At 64.1% G+C, this 23,890-nt stretch carries 24 protein-coding genes and 1 tRNA gene; 14 read left to right on the top strand and 11 right to left on the bottom strand.

Annotation, left to right across the window (positions count from 1 at the left end):
- Positions 1-79: 79 nt before the first annotated feature.
- From AQZ49_RS16725 to AQZ49_RS22395, 3 genes are all read left to right on the top strand, one after another.
- On the top strand, positions 80-370 hold the full coding sequence (locus AQZ49_RS16725) for a type II toxin-antitoxin system RelE/ParE family toxin (protein ID WP_067618197.1): 291 nt from the start codon (positions 80-82) through the stop codon (positions 368-370).
- Positions 360-662: a HigA family addiction module antitoxin gene (locus tag AQZ49_RS16720; protein ID WP_067618194.1), complete on the top strand. Its 303-nt coding sequence runs from the start codon at positions 360-362 to the stop codon at positions 660-662. The genes AQZ49_RS16725 and AQZ49_RS16720 overlap by 11 nt, the downstream gene beginning before the upstream one ends.
- A gap of 117 nt (positions 663-779) precedes the next feature.
- Positions 780-2,084 carry a hypothetical protein gene (locus AQZ49_RS22395; protein ID WP_156428354.1) on the top strand — a complete coding sequence of 435 codons (1,305 nt, stop codon included), beginning with the start codon at positions 780-782 and terminating at the stop codon, positions 2,082-2,084.
- 176 nt (positions 2,085-2,260) lie between these two features.
- Here the strand turns inward: AQZ49_RS22395 and AQZ49_RS16710 are convergent, their stop codons facing one another.
- Genes AQZ49_RS16710 through AQZ49_RS16695 form a run of 4 tightly spaced genes read right to left on the bottom strand, consistent with a single transcriptional unit; the run spans position 2,261 to position 5,757 of the window.
- On the bottom strand, positions 2,261-2,845 hold the full coding sequence (locus AQZ49_RS16710) for an ABC-type transport auxiliary lipoprotein family protein (RefSeq protein ID WP_067618415.1): 585 nt from the start codon (positions 2,843-2,845) through the stop codon (positions 2,261-2,263).
- A gap of 26 nt (positions 2,846-2,871) precedes the next feature.
- Positions 2,872-3,810 carry an MlaD family protein gene (locus AQZ49_RS16705; RefSeq protein ID WP_067618188.1) on the bottom strand — a complete coding sequence of 313 codons (939 nt, stop codon included), beginning with the start codon at positions 3,808-3,810 and terminating at the stop codon, positions 2,872-2,874.
- A gap of 16 nt (positions 3,811-3,826) precedes the next feature.
- Positions 3,827-4,648, bottom strand: coding sequence for an ABC transporter ATP-binding protein (locus AQZ49_RS16700; protein ID WP_067618185.1), 822 nt, complete (start codon positions 4,646-4,648; stop codon positions 3,827-3,829).
- Positions 4,645-5,757 (bottom strand): MlaE family ABC transporter permease, encoded by a 1,113-nt coding sequence (locus AQZ49_RS16695; protein WP_067618182.1) that lies wholly within the window; start codon positions 5,755-5,757, stop codon positions 4,645-4,647. The genes AQZ49_RS16700 and AQZ49_RS16695 overlap by 4 nt, the downstream gene beginning before the upstream one ends.
- 93 nt (positions 5,758-5,850) lie before the next feature.
- On the opposite strand from AQZ49_RS16695, the gene AQZ49_RS16690 reads away from it, so the two are divergent.
- Both AQZ49_RS16690 and AQZ49_RS16685 read left to right on the top strand, forming a co-directional pair.
- The gene (locus AQZ49_RS16690) at positions 5,851-8,553 is read left to right on the top strand and encodes a valine--tRNA ligase (RefSeq protein ID WP_067618179.1); all 2,703 of its coding nucleotides are present in this window, start codon (positions 5,851-5,853) and stop codon (positions 8,551-8,553) included.
- A 142-nt stretch (positions 8,554-8,695) separates the two neighbouring features.
- Positions 8,696-9,433, top strand: coding sequence for a 7-carboxy-7-deazaguanine synthase QueE (locus AQZ49_RS16685; protein WP_067618176.1), 738 nt, complete (start codon positions 8,696-8,698; stop codon positions 9,431-9,433).
- Here the strand turns inward: AQZ49_RS16685 and ssb are convergent, their stop codons facing one another.
- From ssb to AQZ49_RS16660, 5 genes are all read right to left on the bottom strand, one after another.
- A complete protein-coding gene (ssb, locus tag AQZ49_RS16680) occupies positions 9,434-9,973 on the bottom strand; it encodes a single-stranded DNA-binding protein (protein WP_067618173.1) in 540 nt (179 codons plus the stop codon).
- 88 nt (positions 9,974-10,061) lie between these two features.
- Positions 10,062-11,918: a ferrous iron transporter B gene (locus tag AQZ49_RS16675; protein WP_067618170.1), complete on the bottom strand. Its 1,857-nt coding sequence runs from the start codon at positions 11,916-11,918 to the stop codon at positions 10,062-10,064.
- The gene (locus AQZ49_RS16670; RefSeq protein WP_067618167.1) at positions 11,915-12,166 is read right to left on the bottom strand and encodes a FeoA family protein; all 252 of its coding nucleotides are present in this window, start codon (positions 12,164-12,166) and stop codon (positions 11,915-11,917) included. Before AQZ49_RS16670 ends, AQZ49_RS16675 begins: the two co-directional genes overlap by 4 nt.
- 64 nt (positions 12,167-12,230) lie before the next feature.
- Positions 12,231-12,890: a COQ9 family protein gene (locus AQZ49_RS16665; protein WP_067618165.1), complete on the bottom strand. Its 660-nt coding sequence runs from the start codon at positions 12,888-12,890 to the stop codon at positions 12,231-12,233.
- A 19-nt stretch (positions 12,891-12,909) separates the two neighbouring features.
- Positions 12,910-13,563, bottom strand: coding sequence for an ankyrin repeat domain-containing protein (locus tag AQZ49_RS16660; protein ID WP_231739281.1), 654 nt, complete (start codon positions 13,561-13,563; stop codon positions 12,910-12,912).
- Between the two features lie 136 nt (positions 13,564-13,699).
- Between AQZ49_RS16660 and AQZ49_RS16655 the strand changes: the two genes are divergently transcribed.
- The 6 genes from AQZ49_RS16655 to AQZ49_RS16630 all read left to right on the top strand — a co-directional run bounded on the left by AQZ49_RS16655 (position 13,700) and on the right by AQZ49_RS16630 (position 17,723).
- Positions 13,700-14,284 (top strand): SCO family protein, encoded by a 585-nt coding sequence (locus AQZ49_RS16655; RefSeq protein ID WP_369819150.1) that lies wholly within the window; start codon positions 13,700-13,702, stop codon positions 14,282-14,284.
- On the top strand, positions 14,281-14,754 hold the full coding sequence (locus AQZ49_RS16650) for a YcgN family cysteine cluster protein (protein ID WP_156428353.1): 474 nt from the start codon (positions 14,281-14,283) through the stop codon (positions 14,752-14,754). Before AQZ49_RS16655 ends, AQZ49_RS16650 begins: the two co-directional genes overlap by 4 nt.
- A complete protein-coding gene (locus AQZ49_RS16645; protein WP_067618156.1) occupies positions 14,751-15,488 on the top strand; it encodes a M48 family metallopeptidase in 738 nt (245 codons plus the stop codon). Before AQZ49_RS16650 ends, AQZ49_RS16645 begins: the two co-directional genes overlap by 4 nt.
- A 91-nt stretch (positions 15,489-15,579) precedes the next feature.
- Positions 15,580-16,071 carry a hypothetical protein gene (locus tag AQZ49_RS16640; protein ID WP_067618148.1) on the top strand — a complete coding sequence of 164 codons (492 nt, stop codon included), beginning with the start codon at positions 15,580-15,582 and terminating at the stop codon, positions 16,069-16,071.
- A gap of 11 nt (positions 16,072-16,082) precedes the next feature.
- The gene (gene ribD / locus AQZ49_RS16635) at positions 16,083-17,048 is read left to right on the top strand and encodes a bifunctional diaminohydroxyphosphoribosylaminopyrimidine deaminase/5-amino-6-(5-phosphoribosylamino)uracil reductase RibD (protein ID WP_067618145.1); all 966 of its coding nucleotides are present in this window, start codon (positions 16,083-16,085) and stop codon (positions 17,046-17,048) included.
- Between the two features lie 39 nt (positions 17,049-17,087).
- Positions 17,088-17,723 (top strand): riboflavin synthase, encoded by a 636-nt coding sequence (locus AQZ49_RS16630; RefSeq protein ID WP_067618142.1) that lies wholly within the window; start codon positions 17,088-17,090, stop codon positions 17,721-17,723.
- A 39-nt stretch (positions 17,724-17,762) separates the two neighbouring features.
- On the opposite strand, the gene AQZ49_RS16625 is transcribed toward AQZ49_RS16630, so the two are convergent.
- Together AQZ49_RS16625 and AQZ49_RS16620 are read right to left on the bottom strand one after the other, a co-directional pair.
- On the bottom strand, positions 17,763-18,935 hold the full coding sequence (locus AQZ49_RS16625) for an amino acid aminotransferase (RefSeq protein ID WP_067618138.1): 1,173 nt from the start codon (positions 18,933-18,935) through the stop codon (positions 17,763-17,765).
- Between the two features lie 120 nt (positions 18,936-19,055).
- Positions 19,056-19,832 (bottom strand): DUF1134 domain-containing protein, encoded by a 777-nt coding sequence (locus AQZ49_RS16620; protein WP_067618136.1) that lies wholly within the window; start codon positions 19,830-19,832, stop codon positions 19,056-19,058.
- 243 nt (positions 19,833-20,075) lie between these two features.
- On the opposite strand from AQZ49_RS16620, the gene AQZ49_RS16615 reads away from it, so the two are divergent.
- From AQZ49_RS16615 to AQZ49_RS16605, 3 genes are all read left to right on the top strand, one after another.
- Positions 20,076-20,168, top strand: a tRNA-Ser gene (locus AQZ49_RS16615).
- Between the two features lie 594 nt (positions 20,169-20,762).
- Positions 20,763-22,676 carry a di-heme-cytochrome C peroxidase gene (locus AQZ49_RS16610; protein ID WP_156428352.1) on the top strand — a complete coding sequence of 638 codons (1,914 nt, stop codon included), beginning with the start codon at positions 20,763-20,765 and terminating at the stop codon, positions 22,674-22,676.
- 33 nt (positions 22,677-22,709) lie between these two features.
- Entirely contained in the window at positions 22,710-23,774 is a 1,065-nt protein-coding gene (locus AQZ49_RS16605) for an alpha/beta fold hydrolase (RefSeq protein WP_067618132.1), read from the top strand.
- Positions 23,775-23,890: the final 116 nt, after the last annotated feature.

Raw genomic sequence — 23,890 nt, 5'->3', positions numbered from 1 at the left:
TAGGGACCGCTGACGCGGATCGTCAGTCAAGTGTCACGCGACACTTGACACTGAGCGATGTTTGCATTATTGGTGGCGCATGGAAATCGAAAGCATCCGGCACAAAGGGCTGCGGCGCTTCTTTGAAACTGGCAATGCCAAGGGTCTGGTCGGTGATGTGGGGCGGCTGCGCAAGATGCTTGCTTACATCGACGCTGCCGAAAGTTTTGCAGAATTGGCGGTGCCGCCAAACTTTGGACTGCATGAACTGACCGGCGACCGGAAGGGCACCTGGTCAATGACCGTGACGCGAAACTGGCGCATGACTTTTGGCGTGAATGAACAGGATGCGCTGATCGATCTGGATTTGGAGGATTATCATGGCGCTTAGGATGCACCCCTCGCTCGCCGTCCATGTGGGCGAATGGCTGAAGTCGGAAATCGTCGAGCCCGCGCAGGTCAGCGTTACCGCCCTGGCCGAGCACTTTGGTGTATCGCGGCAGGCCTTGAGCACCTTACTCAACGGCAATGCCTCGCTTTCCGCCGATATGGCGATCCGTTTCGAGAAGGCCTTCGGAGTAAAGGCCGATACGCTGTTGCGGATGCAGACGACCTATGAGCTTGCGCAGGCACGCAAACATGAGGGCGAGATTAAGGTAGGAAAGTTTGCAAAGGCAGCCTGATCCGCCCTCTTTGCGGACATTCGCGGTTCAAAATCAGTTCGTCTGAAGGGTCGTTCATTCACCTCCGACAATGGCGGCAAATGGACTGGGTCCGGAAGGTCTCCTATCGACAGCAAAATGGGGTTAGCTGACATTGGATTGGGCATTGCCCAATTTGCAACTAGCTCTATTATTTACAATAATCCGCAAACTGCAAACCGGAGTAAACTAGTGGCGATCAAAGCTCGAGAGAATAATGGATCGCTGCAGAAGTGCACACGCTCACTGGCCGCCTTAATCACCATGGCGCTTTGGCCCGTGAATGCGCAAGCTCAACCGAATTTTCCTCATGCGGAGGTGAAATGGTCAGGCGGCTCTGGCATGGTCGAATTTCAAACTAACGGTGATACGGCAGAACTGACCTTACTCGCACCTGACGGAAAACGCTCCCAATTGCGACCGGTTTACTCTGTGGATGATGCACTCGCCATTCTGGCTGACGAACGACTCTCCTTTGCATGGCCAGCCCTGCTAACCTGGGCAGGCGATGATCTTCATATTCTGCGAGACAGCGTTTTGGCCCATGCTGAGCGGGCCGCCGACGGTGAGCTTCAACCGCTTCCGGTAGCTGGCAGGGCGAAGCTCGAAGGTTTTAGCAAGCGTTTCCGCGTTTTCCAACAATATATATCGGCACTGGAGCGTTCGGGCCGGGCTTCTGATGCCATTGCCAAGACACAAACTGAGATTGCTGCATCGACATCAGATGACAATCCGATTCTTACGTCGCAACGCCAGATCATGCTGGCGGGCCTTCTTTTCCGCAATGGATCAACCGATAAAGCGATCACTGTGTTTGAACAAGCGTCTCGAGATGCCAAGTCCAATGCGGCTCGGCAGAACGTCAATGCCAATTTCGCTCTCATATTGGCACTCACGGGGCAATACGATCGGGCGCTGGAGATCGATGATGCAACCGAACATGACTTTGATAAATCTGCTTCGGGTTTTTTGGTTGGCCATCGCAAGTTGCCTGATAGCAACGCCTATTTTACGGCTATTCGGGCCTGCGCACTCAAAGGGTTGGGTAAGCAGGATCAAGCGCGAGCAACCTTGGCAACCATCACGGATGACGCGGACATAAATTCATACCAGCTTTCAGTCCCAGCGCAGTCACGTTTGCTGGCTCTTGCCTGCATGCATGATGCCGCCGGTCTGGCAACTGAGTTGGCGGCACAAATCCAGGTTGCTCCACCAGCTGGACAAATCTTTCTTGAGATGCAACCCGCCCGAGAGACCACGCCGACAATCCGCGAAACTTTGATCGCCGCCGTTTCCACCGATACGGCAATCAAAGCCGTGTCAGGCCGCGCTCGTGTACTGAGCGGCATGCTCCTACCTGCGCTTCACTCATGGCGGGATACGCCGGCAGCGCCATCGCAATAAATATCCAATTCGATCCTATCGCATCAAGCAAGGTATGCTTGGAACGGCAGTAATGGAGCACCGTTAGGCATGGCGCGAACGGCTGCTCTTGGGGCGCATAGCTGACATGCCGGTTTGCCGTCGGCAACGTCCGCTATCCAATGAGTGCTCCTGAAAGGAGCCGTTCCGGATCGTCCCTAATCCACCCAATCCGCCACCGACCGCGCCACATCATTCGCGGCCTTGTTCAAGGCCGGGCCGACCTCGCGCGCGTCGGCGGTAACATCCCCCACGCTGGCTTCAAAGCGGCGGGTCTGGGTGGTGCCGTCGGGCATCTGGCGGATGGCGTCATAGCGCACGATGGCGGCGCGGGTGGGGGCGTCATAGCCGAAATCGATCAGGCGGCCGGTCAGGATGGGGCCGCGTGACAGGCGGTCGCCTTCGACCACCAGGCGTTTGCCGCGTGCCCGCAGGGTTTCGGTCAGCAGGTGCTGGAACAGGCGCGTCGGGCGTTCCACCCACAGTGCGCCGCGCAAGTATGCGACGTGCGAGGCATCGATGGTGACCGGTACGCGCAGCACGGCCAGCTTGGCCTCGGTTTCGGGCTCGATCACGCTCAGCGCGGTGTCGGCGGGGCCGCTGATCGTGCTGCCATCGACCGGCTTGCTGTCGGGCGTCAGCGTCAGCAGAGAGGTCGGGGTTTTTGACGAGCCAAGCCCCAGATTGATGCATCCGCCCAGTGCGGGGATCAACAGCAGCGGGGCCAACAGGAGCTTGCGCATCGGGAACGCCTTTTTGCCGGGGGTCTTCACTGTTTGTAATCGGGCAATTGCGGCCCGCCGATCAGGGTGCCGACCCCGCGATCCTTCATCTGGTCGGTCAGATCGCGCAACGCCTTGGTGGTGGCGGCCAGATCGCGGATCGCGCTTTCCGCGGCGGGCAAGGTGCGATCGTTCAACTGGCGCACGCCGGGCCGCGCATCGTTGGCCAGCCCTTGCAGCGCGGTGGCCGCCGCGTTGGCAGAGGTCAGCGTTTCGTGCAATTGACGCACCAGCCCCTTGTGATCATCGTTCAGCGCGTCGTTGGCCGAATCCGACAGCTTTTCAAAACTGGCCAGCGTGTAATTGGCCTGGCGGATGGTCGCCTGCAATTCGTCGAGCGTCGCCTTCACTTCGGGCCCGGCCGAGGCCAGGCTGCCGCTCAGCCGGTCGGTGTTGGCCAGGATATCCGACAGCGCCTTTTGATTCTTGTCCGACAGCACATCCATCAGCCGGTTGGTCAGTTCGGTCAGGCGATCGAGCAGCACCGGCGCGCTGGACAGCAGTTCGCCCAGCCCGCTTTGCCGCGTGGGGATCTGCGGCACGCCGCCGGGGCCGATTTCGGTAATCGGCGGCGCGCCCTTGACCGCACCCGACAACTGGATCGTGGTCACCCCGGTAAAGCTGCCCTGCAGGCTGGCGGTGGTGCCGACCAGGATGGGCACCGACCGGTTGACCGTGATCCGCACACGCACATAGCCGGGATCTTTCTGCCACAGCGCGATTTCGGCCACCCGCCCCACCGGCACGCCCGAAAACGACACCGACGATCCGCGCGTGACGCCATCGACCGACTGTTTGAAAAAGATGTCGTAATCGTTCTGCGCGGGATGGTTGAGCCGGGTGATCCAGATGACCAGCGCGGCAAGCCCCACCAGCAACGCCAGTGTGACCACCCCGACCCAGACATTGTTAGAGCGTGTTTCCATCGGTCCGCAATGCCCCTCAATCGAGATGTCGTACAGAGGCGGCGGCGCGACCGCGCGGCCCCTTGAAATAAGACTGGATCCACGGATGATCGAGCGCCAGCAATTCGGGGATGGTGCCCACGGCAATCACCCGTTTATCCGCCAGCACGGCCACCCGGTCGCAGATTTCGTGCAGCGTGTCGAGATCGTGGGTGATCAGAAACACCGTCAGCCCCAAAGTCTGTTGCAGCCCGCGAATCAACTGGTCGAACGCCGCCGCGCCGATCGGATCGAGCCCGGCGGTCGGTTCATCCAGAAACAGCAGTTCGGGATCGAGCGCCAGCGCGCGCGCCAGCCCGGCCCGTTTGCGCATGCCGCCCGACAGTTCCGCCGGATATTTCACCGCCGCATCGCCCGCCAGCCCGGTCAGCCGCACCTTGAAATGCGCGATTTCGGCCAGCAGGCGCAGATCGATATCCGGATAGAATTCGCGCAACGGCACTTCGACATTTTCCGCCACGGTCAGTGTGGAAAACAGCGCCCCGCCCTGAAACAGCACGCCCCAGCGGCAGCGGATGGCAATATCGGCATCATCGCGCGCGCCGGTGATCGATTGGCCCAGCACTTCGATCGATCCCGCCACCGGCGTCTGCAACCCGATGATCGATCGCATCAGCACCGATTTGCCGGTGCCCGACCCGCCGACCACGCCCAGGATTTCGCCCCGCCGCACATCCAGATCCAGATCGTCGTGCACGACATAGTCGCCGAATTCGTTGCGCAGGCCGCGCACGCGGATCGGAAAGGCGTCGGCATCGCCCGACACGGTATATTCAGGCGCGCGGCACAGAGCGGTCATCCCCAGTTCACCTCACTGAAGAACACCGCAAAGAAGGCATCGAGCACGATGACGGTAAAAATCGCCATGACCACCGCCGCCGTAGTGCGCTTGCCCACTTCTTCGGCGTTGGATTCAACCTGCATGCCCTGATAGCACCCGGCCAGCGCGACGATCAGCCCGAACACCGGCCCCTTGATCAGCCCGACCCACACGTCATAAACCGGCACCACCGTGCGGATACGCGCGATAAAGCTGATGAACGGGATGCCCAGCGTCAATTGCGCCAGGAACGCCCCGCCGATAATCCCCATCAGCGCGGCATAGACCCCCAGCAGCGGCATCATCAGCACGGTGGCAAACACGCGCGGCAGCACCAGCGCCTCCATCGGCGAAACCCCGATGGTGCGCATGGCGTCGACTTCCTCGGTCAGCTTCATCGTGCCGATTTCTGCGGCGAACGCCGATCCCGACCGGCCGGCGACCATGATCGCGGTCATCAGGATGCCCAGTTCGCGCAAGGTCAGCCGCCCGACCAGATTGACGGTATAGACCTCTGCGCCAAACTGGCGCAGCTCTACCGCGCCTTGTTGCGCGATCACGATCCCGACCAGAAAGCTCATCAATCCGATAATGCCCAGCGCGTTGACGCCGACCAGTTCCATCTGGTGCACCAGCGCGCGGGCGCGGATGCGGCCCGGGTGGCGGATCATCGATCCCGATGCCATCACAATCTGCCCGATAAAGCCCAGCACGCCGATCGTGCCGTGCCCCATGCCGACCACCGCATCGCCCACTTCGGACGGAACGCGCAGCCAGGTGGGCAAAGCCTGCACCGGCTCATCGGTCACCCCGTCGTCGACCGCCTGCAGCGCCTTGATCAGGCGTTGCGCCACGTCGTCGGCGTTGATGATCGCCGCGCCGGTATCGCGCGACAGGCGGCAGCACAGCCAGGCGCCGACCGTGTCGATGGTGGTAACCCCGGCCAGATCGATCTGCGCCAGGGGTGTGGCAATCGCGCGCAGCCGCATATCGAGCGGCCCCACGCGCGAAACGACCATTGCCCCGGTCAACACCAGCGTGTCGCCGCCCTCTGCGGGTATCAGGGTAAAATCGGGCACATCGCTCATCAGGGCCAGTCATGGGGGAAATCATGCACTTGGGCAAGCGCCCTGCGCGCAAAGGTTGCGGGGCGCGCGCAGGGATGGCAAGGCGCACAGGTCATGACCGAAACCCATCTGCAAGAGCCCGCCCAGGAGACCCTGGCCAAGACGTTTGAACCGGCCGCGATCGAGGCGAAATGGTATCCCCATTGGGAAAGCACGGGCGCATTCCGCCCCGCGCGCCCCGATGCCGTGCCGTTCACGATTGTCAACCCGCCGCCCAACGTGACGGGCAGCCTGCACATCGGCCACGCGCTCGACAACACGTTGCAGGACGTGGTGATCCGCTATGAACGCCTGCGCGGCAAGGATGCGCTGTGGGTGGTGGGCACCGATCATGCCGGGATCGCGACGCAGATGGTGGTGGAACGCCAGATGGAGGCACGCCAGGACAAGCGCACCAACTACACCCGCGAAGGCTTCATCGACAAAGTGTGGGAATGGAAGGCCGAAAGCGGCGGCACCATCACGCGCCAGTTGCGGCGGTTGGGCTGTTCGATGGACTGGAGCCGCGAACAGTTCACCATGGACCCGCATTTCACCCGCGCGGTGGTCAAGGTGTTTGTCGATCTGTTCAACCGTGGGCTGATCTATCGCGACAAGCGGCTGGTGAACTGGGACCCGCGGCTGAAAACCGCGATTTCCGACCTGGAAGTCGAAACGCACGAAATCAAGGGCGGGTTCTGGCGGTTTCGCTATCCGCTGGCCGATGGCGTGACGCGCGCCGACGGGCTGGACTATATCGAGGTGGCGACCACGCGCCCCGAAACGATGCTGGCCGACATGGCGGTGGCGGTGCATCCTGACGACGCGCGGTATCACAGCGTGATCGGCGCGTTCATCGAACAGCCGCTGACCGGGCGGCGCATTCCGGTGGTGGCCGACCTGCATGCCGATCCCGAGCTCGGTTCGGGCGCGGTGAAGATCACCCCGGGGCACGATTTCAACGACTTTGAGGTCGGCAAGCGCGCCGGGATCAAGGCGGCGGACATGTTCAACATGTTCGATGCCGAAGCGCAGGTGGTGCAGACCGCCGACGGGCTGGTGCCCGAACAGTTCCTGGGGCAGGACCGCTTTGCCGCGCGGGCGATGGTGGTCGCCGCGATGAAAGAGGCCGGGTTCCTGGTGCCCCACATCGACAAGGACGGGGTGGAGCACGATTTCGAACCGCGCACGATCCAGACCCCGTTTGGCGATCGCGGCGGGGTGGTGATCGAACCCTGGCTGACCGACCAGTGGTATGTCGATGCCGCAGCGCTGGCCTCTGCGCCGATCGCGGCGGTGCGGTCGGGCGCGATCGAGATCGTGCCCAAGACCTGGGAAAAGACTTTTTTCAACTGGATGGAAAACATCCAGCCCTGGTGCGTGTCGCGCCAGTTGTGGTGGGGCCACCGTATCCCGGCGTGGTATGATGCCGATGGCCGCGCCTATGTCGCCGAAGACGAAGCCGCCGCGCAAGCGCAGGCCGGCGAAGGCGTGGCGCTGACCCGCGACGAAGACGTGCTCGACACGTGGTTTTCCTCCGCGCTGTGGCCGTTTGCCACGCTCGGCTGGCCCGACGAGGCCGATCTGGTCAAGCGGCACTATCCCAACGACCTGCTGATTTCCGGGTTTGACATCCTGTTTTTCTGGGATGCGCGGATGGCCATGCAGGGACTGGAATTCATGGGGCAGGTGCCGTGGCGACGGCTCTATCTGCACGGGCTGGTGCGCGCCGCCGACGGGCAGAAAATGTCGAAGTCGAAGGGCAATGTGGTCGATCCGCTGGGCCTGATCGACCAGTATGGCGCCGATGCCTTGCGCTTTTTCATGTGCGCGATGGAAAGCCAGGGCCGCGACGTGAAAATGGATGAACGCCGCGTCGAAGGCTATCGCAATTTCGCCACCAAGCTGTGGAACGCGGCGCGGTTCTGCCAGGCCAACGGCATCGGCGGATCGACCACGCTGGCCGCGCCCGCCGCCAGCCACGCGGTCAACCGCTGGATCATCGGCGAAGTGGTCGAAACTCTGGCCACGCTCGATCAGGCGATGGCCGATCTGCGTTTCGATGCCGCCGCCAACGCGGTCTATCAGTTTGCCTGGGGGTCGTTCTGCGACTGGTATATCGAATTCATCAAGGGCAACTTTGATGACGAAACCCGCACGGTGGCAGGCTGGGTGCTCGACCAGATCCTGGTCATGCTCCACCCGTTCATGCCGTTTGTGACCGAGGAACTGTGGCACGCGCTGGGATCGCGCGACACCGATCTGATCCTGGCACAATGGCCGCAACCGGGCGCGGGCGTGGACGCGGCGGCCAAGGCCGAAGTCGAATGGCTGATCGCGCTGGTGTCGGGATTTCGCACCGCACGCAATGAGCTTGGCCTGTCGCCGGGGGCCAAGCTGGAGGCATGGCTGCCCGAACCCAGCGCCGCGACGCGCGCGATCATCGATGCCAATGGGGGCGCGATCGACCGGCTGGCGCGGCTGTCGGCAATCCATTTCGCCCCGGCGCCCGCCGGCGCGGCGATGCAGGTGGGCGCAGGCGATGCCACGCTGATTGTGCCGCTGGAAGGGCTGATCGACATTGCCGCCGAACAGGCCCGGCTGGAAAAGGCGCTGGCCGCCGCGCAAAAGGAGGCCAAGGCGCTTGAAGGGCGGTTGAACAACGCCTCGTTCGTCGAACGTGCCAAACCCGAAGCGGTCGACAAGGCCCGCGCCGACCATGCCCACCACACCGCAGAGGCGGCCCGGCTGGCCGCCGCGCTGGCGCGACTGGGGTGATGCCGGCACCATGCCTCAAAAGCCCTCCCCCTGAAGGGGGAGGGTTGGGTGGGGGTATGCCACGCCCGATCACAGCGCGCCCGCGCACGACCTGGCCTCCCCTCCCCAACCCCTCCCCTTCAGGGGCGGGGCTTTTCAAGTCATGACCCTGATCCTGGCCACGACCACGCCGGGCGAGGCGGAGATTTTCGCCTCGCTGCAAGGCGAAGGCGCGTCGATCGGGCGGCCATCGGTGTTTGTGCGGCTGTCGCGCTGCAACCTGGCGTGCCAGTGGTGCGACACCGCCTATACCTGGCGCTTTACCGGCGACAACCGGCCGCACCGCGACGGGCGCGCGTTTGAACGCAAGCAAAATCAGGTTTCGCTCGATCCTGCCGAGGTCGCCGCGCGGGTGCGCGCCTTTGGCGTGCCCCGGTTGGTGCTGACCGGTGGCGAACCGCTGTTGCAGGCCCCGGCATTGACGCGGATGATCGCCGCGCTGGGCGAAGGATTTCATATCGAGGTGGAAACCAACGGCAGCGTCGCCCCGCCCCCCGCGCTCGACGCGCAGATCCACCAGTACAATGTCAGCCCGAAGCTGGCGCATTCGGGCAATCCCGCCGCGCTCGCGCTGATCCCGGAACGGCTGGCGGCCTGGGCCGCCGACCCGCGCGCGCTGTTCAAATTTGTTGTCGCAACGCCCACAGACCTGATCGAAATCAATGCGTTGGCGCGGGAATATGCGATCGCACCCGAACGTTTGTTCGTGATGCCCGAAGGCACCGACAGCGCGACGTTGCGCGAACGGTCACGCTGGCTGGCGCAGGCCGCAATGGAGGCCGGCTGGCGGTTTACCGACCGGCTGCACATCCATCTTTATGGCGATACGCGCGGAACCTGATCAGAACGGGATATCGTCGTCGAGGTCTTCGTTGAACCCGCCGCCGCTCGACGGGCCACCGCCAAAGCCACCGCCGCCCGATGCACCGCCGCTAGACGCGCCGCCGCCGAAACCGCCGCCGCCCGAACGCTGGCCGCCGCCATAGCCGCCGCCCGATGCGCCACCACGGTCACCGCCACCGGCGCCGGGGGCACCGTCGAGCATGGTCAGCACCGCGCCAGGGCCTTGCAGCACGACTTCGGTGGTGTAGCGGTCCTGCCCGTTCTGGTCCTGCCATTTGCGCGTGCGCAACTGGCCCTCGATATAGATTTTCGAACCCTTGCGCAGGAAGCGTTCGGCAACCCCCACCAGACCTTCGGAAAAGATCGCCACGGTGTGCCATTCGGTGCGTTCCTGGCGATCGCCGGTGTTGCGGTCTTTCCACGATTCCGACGTGGCAATGCGCAGGTTGCACACTTTGCCGCCATTCTGGAACGAACGGGTTTCAGGGTCCGCGCCAAGATTGCCGACCAGAATGACCTTGTTGACGCTGCCTGCCATCGAATCGTGTCCCTATATCTTACCGGCACATGGGCTAGCCGATCAGGCACGGCTGCGCCCAGCCCCCCGCCGGGCTTTTCCCCGATTTCTAACCGAGACCGGCGGCAACCGCGATCCAGTAGACCGCGCCTGCAAAGACATAGGCCAGCGCGAACAGATAGCCGAGCATGAACGCGGGCCATTTCCACCCGTTGGTTTCGCGCCGGGTCACCGCGATGGTCGACATGCATTGCGGCGCGAACACGAACCACGCCAGAAACGCCAGCGCAGTCGCCATGCTCCAGTGCGATTTCAACTGCTTGGCCAGCCCTTCGGCGCGGGCATCTTCATCGGTCGCGCCCACGGCATATGTCGTGGCGAGCGAACTGACGGCAACCTCGCGCGCGGCCATCGTCGGGATCAGCGACAGCGCGATATCGCGGTTGAACCCGATCGGTTCGACCACCACCGCCAGGCCATTGGCAATATGCCCGGCAATCGAGGCATCGACCTGATCACGCCCCGGCTCTGCGCGCGGAAAATTGAGCAGCAACCACAGCACGATCGCCACGGTAAAGATGATCGTACCCGCGCGGCGCAGGAAAATCCATCCGCGCTGATAGAGCCCGAGCGCCAGATCCTTGACCGTGGGCAACTGGTATTTGGGCAATTCCATGATGAAGCCCGACGCCTCGCCCCGCGTGATCGTGCGCCGCATCAGCAAGGCCGCCGCCATCGCGCCGACAATGCCGATGGCATAGAGCGCAAACAGCACCAGCCCTTGCAGGCCGACACCGGGCAGCACCTGACGCGCCGGAATGAACGCGGCAATGATCACCGCATAGACCGGCAACCGCGCCGAACACGTCGTCATCGGCGCGATCAGGATGGTGGTCAGCCGGTCGCGCGGATCGGTGATCGATCGCGTCGCCATGATCCCCGGCACCGCGCAGGCAAAGCTGGACAGCAGGGGGATGAAACTGCGGCCTGACAGCCCGACACCGGCCATCAGCCGGTCCATCAGGAACGCCGCGCGCGCCATGTAACCGGTCGCCTCCATCATCAGGATGAAAAAGAACAGCACCAGGATCTGCGGCAGGAACACCACCACCGAACCGACCCCGGCGATCACCCCGTCGGTGATCAGATCGCGCAGCAACGATGCCGCCATATGCGCGCGCAGCCAGTCGGCGCCGCCGGTAAACAGCGCATCGAGCGCGTCCTGCGCCGGCTTGGCCCAACTGAACACCGCCTGGAACACCACGAACAACAGCGCAAACAGCACCACCGGGCCCAGCCAGGGATGCAACAGCACCTGATCCATCCGCGCGTGCAACCGGTGTACCGCGGTTTCCGACAGGGTCGCGCCGCGCGCCATCGTGCGCGCCAGCATGCGCCGTTCGGGGCCGGTCAGATGCGGACGCGGCCTGGGTGGCGACGAGGCCGCCGCCTCGCGCGTAGTAGCCACCGCCGCCGTCAGGGCATCGAGCCCGCGCCGCCGCACCGCGACCGTGGGCACCACCGGCACGCCCAGTTCGGCGGCCAGCGCCTCTGGATCGAGCACCAGTCCATCGCGTTCGGCCAGATCGACCATGTTGAGCGCCACCACGGTCGGGCGGCCAAGTTCCAGCACTTCCTGTACCAGCACCAGATGCTGTTCGAGGTTCGACGCATCGAGCACGCAGACCAGCACATCGGGTTTGGCCTGCCCCGGCTGTTCGCCCATGATCACGCGGCGGGTGACTTCTTCATCGGGGCTGCTGGTATCGAGCCCGTAAGTGCCGGGCAGATCGACCAGTTCGAGCGATTCGCCATTCGGCAGGATCAGCCGCCCCGCCTTGCGCTCGACAGTAACCCCCGGATAATTGGCAATCTTTTGCCGCGCACCGGTCAAGGCATTGAACAGCGCGCTTTTGCCGGCATTGGGATTGCCGACCAGCGCGACGACGCCCGGCAACCGGCTCATGCCGCCACCACTTGCGCTTCGACCTGCATCGCGCTGGCGTGAACCCGGCGCAGCGCGACGGTCATCCGGCCGACCTCGACCGCCAGCGGATCGCGGGTCATGAACACGCCGCGATAGGCCAGCCGCACGTCGGCACCTTCTTCCAGTCCCAGCGCGCGCAGGCGATGCGCCTCTTCGGGAACGAGCGCGGCCCAGTCCACCGCGACAATGCGCGCGGGCGTGCCGATGGGGAGTTGATCAAGTGTCACCCATCCACCGCTGCCACAGCGACGAGGCAATTGCAAGTCATTCGCAATAGTTGATCTGGATCAATTACCGCGCGGGATAGCGCAGCCGCCCGAACAGCCGCACCAGACTGGGCCGTTCGGCTTTGGGATTGAGCACTTGCGCCTTGAACTTCTCAAACCGCATGATCCCGTCGATCCGGCGCGCCAGAAACGCGCGGGTATCGGCATGGTCTTCGCTGCGATCTTCGGCGAGCACCGCGAGCGTTGCCGCATAGACCCCGGCCAGCGTCGCACGCTTGGTATAGTGGTTGTAATCAGTGGCGGTATCACCTGCCAGACGCCACATCGCATCGGCACTTTTCCAGCCAAGCCGAGCCGCTTCGGGCAGATGGTCTGGCCGGGCCAGCACGATCAGCGCGCGGCGCAGCGCTTCCTCGCGCCCGGCCATCGCATCGATGCGAAATTCGATCAGCGCGCGGATGCGTTCGCGGATCGGCAGCGTGATCAGGCGTTCGGTCGGCAGCGCGGCCGCCATTTCGGCATCGATTGCGCGCGTCCACGCGGCGATCATCGCCATCGGCTTGCCGCCGAACACGAACCGCGCCGCTGCCGGATCGACTCCGGCGCTCTCGGCCGCCGCGACCACCGCTGTGTCGGTCCAGCCGTCGAACGCGGCCGCGTCGGCGATCAGGGGTGCAAGTTCAAGACGAAAGCTGTCGTCCCCGGTGCGGTCGGTGGTGGCCATCACGCTGGTTTCTCCGGTGCTAGAAAGTCGGGCCATAAGTCTTGTGGACGGCGGCGTTGCCGCCGTGTTCCTTGGCCGCATTGTCAATTTCGGCCAGGATCGGGCTTTCCTTGCCATCGAGCGTGGCATAATCACGCGCGGAACGCCCCGAATTGTCGGGCCGATCGGCATTGGCCCCGGCCTTGAGCAACGAGCGCACCACCGCCAGATCGCGTCGGCTGACCGCGTCGATCAACGGGGTGCCGCCGGTGTTGTTGGTTTCGTCGACTCGCGCGCCGGCGCTGATCAGGAAATCGACCCCTTCGACAAAACCGAGTTCGGCGGCGATTTCGAGCGGGGTTTCGCCCTTGTTGTTGCGCGCGTTGACGTTGGCGCCCTTGGACACCAGAAACTGGGTCCACACCAGATCGCGCCGCGCGACAACGATGTGCAACGCGCTGTCACCGGTCGTCACGTCGCGGGTGTTGACGATCTGGGTCGACGGCTTGCTGACCATGTCGTTGACCGTGTCGCCGTCCTTCTTCTTGACCGCGTCGAGAAATTTGTAGCTGTCGGAAAATTGCGCGGCCGCAGGCAATGGTGCCACGATGGCGCCGAGCGCGAGCGCTGCCGCCAGATGAATGCTCGCCATGCCTGCGCCAAAATTCCTGTTCACGCCAAACCTCTTGTTCACGTCGAATCCCTTGATCGAAACTGCGGCCCGACACTTGCCAGCGGCTGGTTAGCAGAGCATGAAGCGCAGCGCCATGCACGCTGTTCTACCCCCATCCGCCCAGCCCGCCAAACGCATCAAACGCGTTTTTCCTCCGTTGCTTGCCGCCACGGCGCTGATCGTGGGCAGCCTGGGCCTGACCGGATGCGGCCAGGCGGGCGGGCGCGCCGATCCGCCGCTGGCCGGATCGCAACTGGGCGGCGATTTCACGCTGATCGACAAGGCGGGAAAGCCGGTGCGCTATGCCGATTTCGCGGGCAAATGGCGCATCTTGTATTTCGGCTATACGTTCTGTCCGGATGTCTGCCCGCTCGATGTGCAGCACCTGATGCAGGGCTATCACGCCTATGCCCGTGCGCATCATGATCTGGGCGCGCGCATCGTGCCGATGTTCATCTCGATCGATCCGCAACGCGATACGCCGCAGGCGATGGGGCAATTTGCCGCCGCGTTCGGCCCCGAACTGATCGGCCTGACCGGCAGCCCGGCGCAAGTCGCGGGCGCGGCCAAGGCCTTTGCGGTCTATTACCAGAAACGCCCCGGCGCCAATGCCGGGACATATCTGATGGATCACAGCCGCGCCGCCTATCTGATGGACCCCGGTGGCAAGCCGGTGGCGCTGTTGCCGGTTGACCAGTCGGGACCGGCGGTCGCGGCAGAGCTGGAAAAGTGGGTCCATTGACCGCGCCGGCAAACCGCTTCTGGGACAAGCCGATCGCCAGCCTGAACCGCGAGGAATGGGAAGCTCTGTGCGACGGTTGCGGCAAATGCTGCCTGCACAAGCTGGAAGATGATGAAACCGGCGATGTCTGGCGCACCAATGTCGCCTGCCGCCTGCTCGATCTGAAAACCGCACGTTGCGCCGATTACCGCCATCGCAAAGCGCTGGTGCCCGATTGCCTGCGGTTGACCCCACGCCTGGTCGCACAAGTGCCCTGGTTGCCCGAAACCTGCGCCTATCGGCTGCGCGCCGAGGATCAGCCGCTGCCCGCCTGGCACTATCTGGAATGCGGCGATCGCGATGCAGTGCACCGGGCCGGGCAATCGGTGGTCGGCCGCGCGATCAGCGAAGTGGTCGCGGGGCCGCTGGAAGAACATATCGTCGATGCCGATGGCACATTGCTCTATCACGACGAGGACGATCCGGCATGATCGACTGGCTCCGCCGCGCGTTGGTCGAGCCCCCTGCCCAGCCGCCGCAGGTGCAGGTCGGCAATCGGCTGCTGCCGGTCGAATTGCGCCGGGTGCGCCATGCCCGGCGCATGACGCTGCGGCTGGCGCCCGATGGCCGGACCGTGCGCATTTCGTTGCCGCCATGGGTGCCCGCGCAAGAGGCACTGGCATTTGCCCGCGCGCGCGCCGAATGGCTGGCCGAACAGGCCGCGCGCGTCCCTGCGCCGCATACCCTGGCGCCGGGCAGCACGATTTCCTATCGCGGCAGGCCGGTCACCGTGGCGTGGAATTCTGCCGCCGCGCGCCGCCCGCAACAGGTGGACAGCCGGATTGTCATCGGCGGCCCCGAAGCGGGCCTCGCCACACGGCTGGCGCGCTGGCTGGAGGCAGAAGCACGCCGCGTGCTGGCGCAGGATCTGGCCGATTATTGCGCCCGTGCCGCGCGCCCGGTGCCCGGCCTGGCGCTGTCGCGCGCACGGCGGCGCTGGGGCAGTTGCGCGGCCAATGGCACGATCCGCATCAACTGGCGCCTGATCATGGCGCCCGATGCCGTGCGCCGGTCGGTGGTCGCGCACGAAGTCGCCCACCTTGTCCATTTCGACCACAGCCCGGCATTCCACGCCTGCCTGGCCACGCTGTTCGAAGGCAGCATCGATGAGGCCAACGCCTGGCTGAAACGCCATGGCCGCGCCCTTTACCACCCCTTCGGCTAGCGCCTGTTTCGAAAGTCGCCCGTGGGCGGCACTTTCGAAACAAGCCCAGCCACGGCTGGCACAATGCGCGATCAATCCCTATAACAGGCGCATGAAGGTCTTTTTGAGCAATGTTTCGCCGCGTCGTGCGGTGATCGATCTGTGGAACGTGCTGGGTGCGCCAAGCGAATTTCGCTGGCCGGGGTTCTTGATGGCGGCCATGGTCACCGGGTCGATCTTCTGGCTGATGATGGGACAGGAAGGGCGCGCGCTGCCGCAGATGCCCAAAATCATCTATATCAATTCGTGGCGCGCCGATCGCAGCGATGCCGAAATCATCGCAGGCAACATCGCCGCCGCGCGCAAGGCCCGTGCCGAACAGGCCGAGGAAGATCGCCGCGATGCCGATATCCGCCATATGTACAAGGCGGTCGGCGCGGCCACCGGGCTCGATACCGACACCATGGCCAAACAGGCCGATGCCGAACGCGCCGCCGATGCGCGGGCCAAAGCCGCGCACGACAAGGCGCTGATCCAGCGCTATCTGCCCAAAGGTGCCAAACTGGTCGTCGATCCCGACGCGCCTGCATCCGGCACCGAGTGAGCGCGGCAGCGATGCCGGACGATCAGGCGTGGATGCAGGCCGCCGCGGCGCTTGCTGCGCACGGACGCCCGCTCAGCGCGCCCAACCCGGCGGTCGGCGCCATCGTCGTGCATGAGGGCCGCGTGGTCGGGCGCGGATATACCCAGGCCGGTGGGCGCCCCCATGCCGAGGCCGGTGCGCTGGCTATGGCAGGCCCGGCGGCGCGCGGCGCCACGCTGTATGTAACGCTGGAACCGTGTGCGCATGACAGCGCGCGCGGGCCCGCCTGTGCCGACCTGGTGGTGGCGGCAGGCCCCGCGCGCGTGGTGATCGGCTGCACCGACCCCGACCCGCGCACTGCCGGTGCCGGGATTGCACGGCTGCGCGCGGCGGGCATTGCCGTCGACGTGCTCGATCACGCAGGCGCGCGCGCCTCGCTGGCGGGCTATTTGTTGCGCACGCGTCTGGGGCGGCCCCATGTCACGCTGAAACTGGCCATGTCGCTCGACGGGCGGATCGCACTGGCCACGGGTGAAAGCCGGTGGATCACCGGTGCGCAGGCGCGCGCGCATGTCCACGCCATGCGCGCGCGTGCCGATGCCATTCTGGTCGGCGGCGGCACTCTGCGCGCTGATGCGCCACGGCTCGATGTGCGCCTCCCCGGGCTGGCCGCGCGCAGCCCCGAACGCTGGGTGCTGACGCGCGGCGCGGCGCCCGCGGGATGGCATGCGGTGGCCGATATCACCGCGCCCGGCGCCTTTGGCACCGCGCAATATCTCTATGTCGAAGGGGGCGCCGGCGCCGCTGCCACGTTTCTGGCCGCCGACCTGGTCGACACGCTGATGATTTATCGCGCGCCGATCGTGATCGGCGACGGCCTTGCCGCAATCGGCGCGATCGGGCTCGACCGGCTGGCGGATGCGCATGACCGCTGGCGCCCTGGCACGCGACAAGTGCTTGGCAGCGACACGCTCGACATCTACGAGCGGATAGGCTGAATCACCTTCGCAACGATTGGTACAGGAGCATCCCCGCACATGTTTACAGGCATCATTGTCGAAGTGGGCAAAGTGCTGGCGATCAGCGACCACGGCGATGCGCGCGTGACGATCGCCACGCGGCGCAGCCAGACCTGCATCGCCATCGGCGCGTCGATCGCCTGTTCGGGGGTCTGCCTGACAGTGGTTGAAAAAGGCACCGGCTTTGGCGGCGAAGCGGGCACCGGCTGGTTTGCGGTCGATGTGTCGGGCGAAACGATCCGCCGCACGGTGCCCACGCAATGGCAGGTTGGCGCGCCGCTCAATCTCGAACCCGCGCTCAAGGTGGGCGAGGAACTGGGCGGGCATATCGTCACCGGCCATGTCGACGGCGTCGGTGAAGTCGCCGCGATCACGCCCGAAGGCGCCTCGCGCCGGATCGATTTCCTCGCACCGGCCGAACTGGCGCCCTATATCGCCGCCAAGGGCTCGATCACCATCGATGGCGTGTCGCTGACCGTCAACACTGTTGCCGACGAGGCCGATGGCCGCGCACGGTTCAGCATCAACGTGATCCCGCACACCTCCGAAGTGACCACGCTGGGCGCGCTCGTGCCGGGCAATGCGGTCAATCTCGAAATCGATGTGCTGGCCCGCTATCTGATGCGCATGCAAAGCACCGCGCGTCAGGCGTGAGTATCCCCCCGGCGGCACGGGCCGCCGGGGTTCCTCTATTCAGGCCGTTACCGCGCGCAAGGCGTCGATGAAGGTTTCGATATTGTCAGTGGTCAGCCCGGCAATGTTGATACGGCCAGACCCGGCCATGTAGATGCCGTGCGCTTCGCGCAGCGTCAGGATCTGCTCGCCGGTCAGCGGCAGGATCGAAAACAGCCCGTTCTGGATACCCAGCGGCGCCATCGCGATCGGCCCGATCTGTTGCGCGGCGGCCAGGCGATCGCGCACCTGGCGCATCCGGCCGCGCATATCATCGAGTTCGGCCAGCCATTCGCGCGTCAGCGCCGCATCGGCCAGCACTTCGCGCACCGCCGCCGCACCGTGATCGGGCGGCATCGACCAGCTTGCGCGCGCGATCGATGCGCCATTGGCCATCGCCCGTGCCAGCGCGTCGGCATCGCCGGTAACCGCATAGAACGCGCCGACCCGGTCGCGATAAAGCCCGAAGTTCTTGTCGCAGCTATAGGCCACCAGCGCCTCGGGCACGGCGGCGAGCACGGTGCGCAGGCCATAGGCATCGGCCTCCATCCCCGCGCCCAGCCCCTGATAGGCCAGATCGAGCAGCGGCAGCACCGCGCGCGCGGCCAGCAGCGGGGCAATCTCGTCCCACTGCGCCTCGGTATAATCGACCCCCGACGGGTTGTGACAGCATCCGTGCAACAGCACCGCATCGCCCGGCCCGGCATCGGCCAGCGCCGCCTTCAGCGCGTCAAGATCGGCGGTGCCCTCGGCCGTCACATGCCGGAATGTCACCAGTTCCAGCCCGGATGCGGCAACGATCTGCGCATGGTTGGGCCACGACGGGGTGCCCATCAGGATGCGGCGCACGCCCGCGCGGCGCGCCACTTCGATCGCCAGCCGCACAGCACCGGTGCCACCCGGCGCCTGCATGCCGTCAACCCGCGCGGTGTCGAACCCGGCGCCGAAAACATAGGGGATCAGCGCACGGACAAAGCCCATGTCGCCTTCCGGCCCGAGATAACTCTTGCTCTGCTGCGTTTCCAGCAGGCGTGCCTCGGCGCCCTTGATCGCCTTGAACACCGGGGTTGCGCCCGTCGCCGTGCGATAGACACCCACTCCCAGATCGATCTTTTCGGGGCGCGGATCGGCGTTGTAAAGCTTGATCAACCCCAACAGGGCATCGGCGGGCTGCGGGCTTAGCGCTTCGAGCATCGGTTCGGCTTTCCTGGCAAGTGTATCCAGCCAACCAAAACCCCGACGGGCTCCGGCGGCGGCGCCCCCATGCCCCCCCTGCCCCCGTGGCGCAAGCATTTTGCGCGCGGGATCAGCCGATCAGAACGGCACCCATTTCTGCTTGTGGGTAAAGTTCATGTACCCGGCATTGACGCCCAGGCGCAGCCCGCCGCCCATGCGCACCGGGATCACCACCAGATCGCCCCGGCGCAGATAGGACACATTGAACCCGCCGACGAGATAGGCCTGCCCCTCGCCCGCGCCAATGCGGTGAAACAGCGTTTCGGTGTCATGCAGGTTATAGATCAGCACGAACGTGCTGGCGACGTTGCCGCCGAAATCGAGCCCGATCGATGGCCCGGTCCAGTAGACCGGCATCGCGCCCTCGATTTTCTGGTGCAGCGTGCCCGACCCGTAACGCAGGCCGACAATCACCGCGCCGCCGCCTTCAGTGCCGGTGATATAGCCATCGGGCTCGCCCTGCTTTTTCAGCAGATCGCGGATCATCAGCGCCAGCCCGCGCGCGCCTTTGCCGAACACGCCTTCGGCCGCATCGACCAGTTCGTTTTCATGATACGTCGTATCGCCCGGCGGCGGAGCCGCCGTGGGCCCGCCAACCGGACCATAGCCCGGCGCACCCGCAGGTGCGGCCATCGGTGGCGCGCCGGGCGGCGGCGCAACCGGTGCTGCCGCAGGCGGCGGAGATGGGGCGACCGGCGCAGGCGCATTGGCCGGGCCACGGTTAAGATCGGAGTCGATCGCGGTGTTGGGATCGATCGTCTGCACTTGCGCGCGTGCCACAGGCGCGGCCAGCACGGCAATTGCAGCAGCCGCGATCGGCAGCGCACGCAGCCATGGGGTGGAACGTTCGATCATCTGCACACCTCTTGTCCGCCGTCCGTGGACAGGCCTGATACCCGCCACGATTGTCGCCCGCCCGCCATCTGGCAAGGCCACCATGGTTCCTTTTGGTGGACAATTGCGGCGCGGCAATGAACCGGCGATGAGCCGAGTCGAATTTGCGCCCGAACGCGTGGCACACACCCCTCGGAAAAAAATCGCGCCCCCCTTGCCGCCTCCGCGAAGCGAAGCTATAGGCCCCCTTCGCCGCTGCGGTCCGGAGACGTGGGTGAGTGGCTGAAACCAGCGGTTTGCTAAACCGTCGTACGAGTAATGCTTGTACCGAGGGTTCGAATCCCTCCGTCTCCGCCATCCCTTTTCGAACGTCGGCCTGCCTGACTGACCAAGGCGCCAAGGACCAACCGAACCCTCGGAGTCTCTTGTTGCGCTGCGCGGCAAGCCGCTCCGCTTGGGGGGTTCGAATCCCTCCGTCTCCGCCATCCGCTTTCGAACATCGGTCTGCCTGACTGGCCACAGCGCCAAGGCCCAGGCACCTCCATCACTTCGGCGCCGTAACCGGCACGGGCTCGCCCTGAACTGCAGGATCGGGCTCTGTTGACCGCACAGCGCAGACATCGGTCTGGACTCATTTGAACAGAGCCCACGCCTGTTGTGCGTCAGCCACCGTGTCCTGTTTGGCGAAAAACGAACCGACGTTGTCTTTTGTCATCAGGGCGTTCCCTGGTGATGAAAAATGCGATCACCGCGTAAAGAATCAGAGCGTAACTTGGAATAATTTGGTATTGTCAAATGCGATGACCATAAACTGGAATATTGACCTGAGCTAAATTCGCAAAATTCGACCATAATGGAGCGATTGCGATGAAAAGATCGACAGCGATTGTCCTGGCCGGTGCAGCAGTGGTCGCAATTGTCGGGGGATTCTATTTTTCCCCATTGATAAAGTTGGTTTTTCCGAGCACGCCAGACGCGCAGCCAGTTGTCCGCGCCAAGTGGCTTGATCAGAACTGGTCGACCGCCGATCGCTACTGGTTCCACCATGCTTCGCAAGGCACCTCGACGATCCCGGTTCCCTACAGTTGGTTTGTCGCACTCGAAGCGCCCAAGCTGACCCTGTTCGGCGATCCGCCGATGCTGGCCAGCCCTGCCTATATGACCCGCCTCGGCTTCATACCCAGCATGAAGGGCGGCAAGAACTGGCAAAGCGCGGGCTATGCCACGGCGGCCGATCCGGGCCAGTTTTCTGCCTGGGGCGATGGCCAGGTCAATGCCGCCAATCCCGGCGATCTGCCGGTGGGGTTTGCAATCACCCATGCCTATCGCGACCCGGTCACCGGTCAGATGCTGCCCGATCAAGTCGGCTTGACGTGTGCCGCGTGCCATACCGGGCACCTTGAATACAAGGGCACCAGCCTGCGTATCGACGGCGCGAATTCTGCGGCCAGCCTCGACAAGCTGACGTCGGCGCTGGGCGCTTCACTGTTGCTGACCGACAAGCTCGGCTGGCGTTTCGATCGTTTTGCCAGGCGCGTCCTCGGACCCGATGCAGGCAAGGCTGACAAGGATAGGCTCAAGGCACAACTCGATGCCACCGTTGCGGGCATTCTGGCCGGTGCCAAGACCACCAAGCCAGGCACTGCCGAAGGGTTCAACCGGCTCGACGCGCTGAACCGTATCGGCAATCAGGTGTTCTTTGTCGATCTGGCAGGGGCCAGGGGCTTTGACAGTTCGGTCAACAACGTGGCCAACGCCGCGCCGGTCAAATACCCGCACTTGTGGGACACGCCGTGGTTTATCTGGGCGCAGTATGATGCCTCGATCATGCAGCCGGTGATCCGCAACGCCGGCGAAGCGCTGGGGGTAGCCGCCAGGATCAATCTGACCAGTTACGATGATCGCCAGAAACTGTGGGCATCTTCGGTCGATTTCAAACATCTCGGGCAGTTCGAGGCGATGTTGAGCGGCCCCGACCCGCTCAAGGCCAGACCCGGTGGCGGGGTGACCGGGTTCGCCGGACTGCGCGCACCCAAATGGCCAGAAGCGGTGTTGGGCAAGCTTGATCCGGCGCTGGTTGCCAAAGGCGCTGCGCTCTATGCCGCGCATTGTCAGGCATGCCACCTGGCGCCGGTCAATGCCGCTGATCAGGCGTTCTATGGATCTGCCAACTGGACCACCCCGACACAGTTCGGCGAATCGTTCCTCAAGGTCAAACTGGTCGATCAAAGCTACGTCGGCACCGACCCGGGCGAAGCCGAAATCCTGGTTAAGCGCCAGGTCAAGGTGCCCGCCGGGTTGGGCATCGAAGAGGGTATCAAACGCGGCGATTCAATCTGTTTCGACCAGCCGTCGGCCCAAGTGACCACGACCGGTTTCGGTCAGGCGCTCGCCAATTTGGTGCAGCAGGCGGTGGCCAAATATATCACCGCCCACAATATCACGCAAAAAGCTGACACCGGGTTGATCCACGCAAGGCAGGATTCGCGCCCCAACTGCATCCAGGCCAAAGTCGCTTACAAAGCGCGTCCGCTTGACGGCATCTGGGCAACCCCGCCCTATCTGCACAACGGTTCTGTCCCCAGCCTCGACGCGCTGTTGGGCAGCGATCCGGCCAAGGACCGACCCGGCACATTCTGCCTTGGCAATCGCGCTTATGATCCCCGGAAAGTCGGGCTTGAAACCGGGTTGTCGTGGTTTGGTCTGGCCTGTCCTGCAGGCACGTTCCGCTTTGACGCCAGCCAGACGGGCAATTCCAACCGCGGCCACGAGTTCCGCGATGGACCGCGCGGCAACGGGGTGATCGGCCCGGCGCTGAACGATGATGACCGCAAAGCGATAATCGAATTTCTCAAGAGCCAATGATCTTGCAGCAACCTTCCTGAAAAGGGTGGCACCATGACTGAATTCATGATCACATTGCGCGACGCGACTGACTCGGATGCGCTGGCAACGCAGTCGCGCTACATCACCTTCACAGATGAAAATAGCGCCGAAACCGAGCCGGGTGTTGCCGATTGGGTGCGCCAACTGATGGCAGGCGCCACCGCCAATGCGGGTGACACTGAACTGACCAGCAACGGCGTGGGCGCGGCGCGCCGCGGAGACGTGCTGTTTCTGATCCACGGCTTCAATGTCAATCACCAGGCGGCCAAGGCGTTTCACATGAAATGCGCGCAACATCTGATTTCGGTCGGCTGGTGTGGCCAGGTGGTCAGTTTCGACTGGCCATCGGACGGGGTGACTTTTGCCTATCTGCCAGACCGCGCCAACGCGCGCGCCTCAGCCAGCAGGTTGGTGACCGACGCAATAGCGCTGCTTGAGCGCACGCAAGCCACCGATTGCACCATCGACGTCCATGTCATGGCGCATTCGATGGGCGCGTTCGTGCTGCAACAGGCGTTTTGCTGGGCGTACCAGGATGTGTCGCCGTCATGGCAGGTGGCGCAAGTCCTGCTGGTGGCGGCCGATGTCGATACCAGTGCGTTCGACGACGGTGCGATCTTTTCAACCGCATTTGCGAAATATGGCGGCCGGCTGACCGCTTATTGCAACGGTTACGACAAGGCGTTGCTGGCATCGAATGCCAAGCGCCTGGAACTGGCGCCGCGCATGGGCCGGGTCGGGCTGCCCGACGATGCGCCAGATACGATGTGCGAAGTCGATTGCTCCGATCTTTTTGCCAAATTTGACGACGATCCGGACGCGATGCTCAGCCCGGTGACCACGCATTGCTTCTATTTCGACCAGGAAGAATTCTGGCAGGACGCGGTGCTGACGCTCGCTGGTGGTCTTGTCCCCTCGCGGTATCCGACCCGCTTGCCGATGCCCGGCACCACCACCCCCAATCGCTATATCCTCAACCCCGACGGTACATCGCCCAACGATTACAGTCGGGCGCTGCGGCGCAGCTCGGTCAGTCTTGCGGTCGGGACATGTCACCCCCCCTCGACACCATTGTGATTTGGAAATTGGTCGAAACAAATTTCGCCAATCCCTGATCAAATGCTGATCATCACCGGTCCCAAAATGAATGCGGGATGGACGTGGGCCGGTCGGTGCACCCATCGGTGCCACAG

Origin of the sequence: Novosphingobium sp. FSW06-99, assembly GCF_001519065.1 — a bacterium.
Classification (GTDB): domain Bacteria; phylum Pseudomonadota; class Alphaproteobacteria; order Sphingomonadales; family Sphingomonadaceae; genus Novosphingobium.
The sequence above is the reverse complement of the archived record's forward strand: the minus strand, read 5'-3'. Positions and strand labels throughout refer to the sequence as shown.

Bases quoted from the DNA above. Each gene is read 5' to 3' on its own strand.
- AQZ49_RS16705 (WP_067618188.1), bottom strand. From the start codon at position 3,810: ATGGAAACACGCTCTAACAATGTCTGGGTCGGGGTGGTCACACTGGCG.
- AQZ49_RS16720 (WP_067618194.1), top strand. From the start codon at position 360: ATGGCGCTTAGGATGCACCCCTCGCTCGCCGTCCATGTGGGCGAATGG.
- ssb (WP_067618173.1), bottom strand. From the start codon at position 9,973: ATGGCAGGCAGCGTCAACAAGGTCATTCTGGTCGGCAATCTTGGCGCG.
- AQZ49_RS16605 (WP_067618132.1), top strand. From the start codon at position 22,710: ATGACTGAATTCATGATCACATTGCGCGACGCGACTGACTCGGATGCG.
- ribD (WP_067618145.1), top strand. From the start codon at position 16,083: ATGCCGGACGATCAGGCGTGGATGCAGGCCGCCGCGGCGCTTGCTGCG.
- AQZ49_RS16690 (WP_067618179.1), top strand. From the start codon at position 5,851: ATGACCGAAACCCATCTGCAAGAGCCCGCCCAGGAGACCCTGGCCAAG.
- AQZ49_RS16630 (WP_067618142.1), top strand. From the start codon at position 17,088: ATGTTTACAGGCATCATTGTCGAAGTGGGCAAAGTGCTGGCGATCAGC.
- AQZ49_RS16675 (WP_067618170.1), bottom strand. From the start codon at position 11,918: ATGAGCCGGTTGCCGGGCGTCGTCGCGCTGGTCGGCAATCCCAATGCC.
- AQZ49_RS16620 (WP_067618136.1), bottom strand. From the start codon at position 19,832: ATGATCGAACGTTCCACCCCATGGCTGCGTGCGCTGCCGATCGCGGCT.
- AQZ49_RS16685 (WP_067618176.1), top strand. From the start codon at position 8,696: ATGACCCTGATCCTGGCCACGACCACGCCGGGCGAGGCGGAGATTTTC.
- AQZ49_RS16640 (WP_067618148.1), top strand. From the start codon at position 15,580: ATGAAGGTCTTTTTGAGCAATGTTTCGCCGCGTCGTGCGGTGATCGAT.
- AQZ49_RS16710 (WP_067618415.1), bottom strand. From the start codon at position 2,845: ATGCGCAAGCTCCTGTTGGCCCCGCTGCTGTTGATCCCCGCACTGGGC.
- AQZ49_RS16645 (WP_067618156.1), top strand. From the start codon at position 14,751: ATGATCGACTGGCTCCGCCGCGCGTTGGTCGAGCCCCCTGCCCAGCCG.
- AQZ49_RS16625 (WP_067618138.1), bottom strand. From the start codon at position 18,935: ATGCTCGAAGCGCTAAGCCCGCAGCCCGCCGATGCCCTGTTGGGGTTG.
- AQZ49_RS16695 (WP_067618182.1), bottom strand. From the start codon at position 5,757: ATGAGCGATGTGCCCGATTTTACCCTGATACCCGCAGAGGGCGGCGAC.
- AQZ49_RS16665 (WP_067618165.1), bottom strand. From the start codon at position 12,890: ATGGCCACCACCGACCGCACCGGGGACGACAGCTTTCGTCTTGAACTT.
- AQZ49_RS22395 (WP_156428354.1), top strand. From the start codon at position 780: ATGGGGTTAGCTGACATTGGATTGGGCATTGCCCAATTTGCAACTAGC.
- AQZ49_RS16700 (WP_067618185.1), bottom strand. From the start codon at position 4,648: ATGACCGCTCTGTGCCGCGCGCCTGAATATACCGTGTCGGGCGATGCC.
- AQZ49_RS16725 (WP_067618197.1), top strand. From the start codon at position 80: ATGGAAATCGAAAGCATCCGGCACAAAGGGCTGCGGCGCTTCTTTGAA.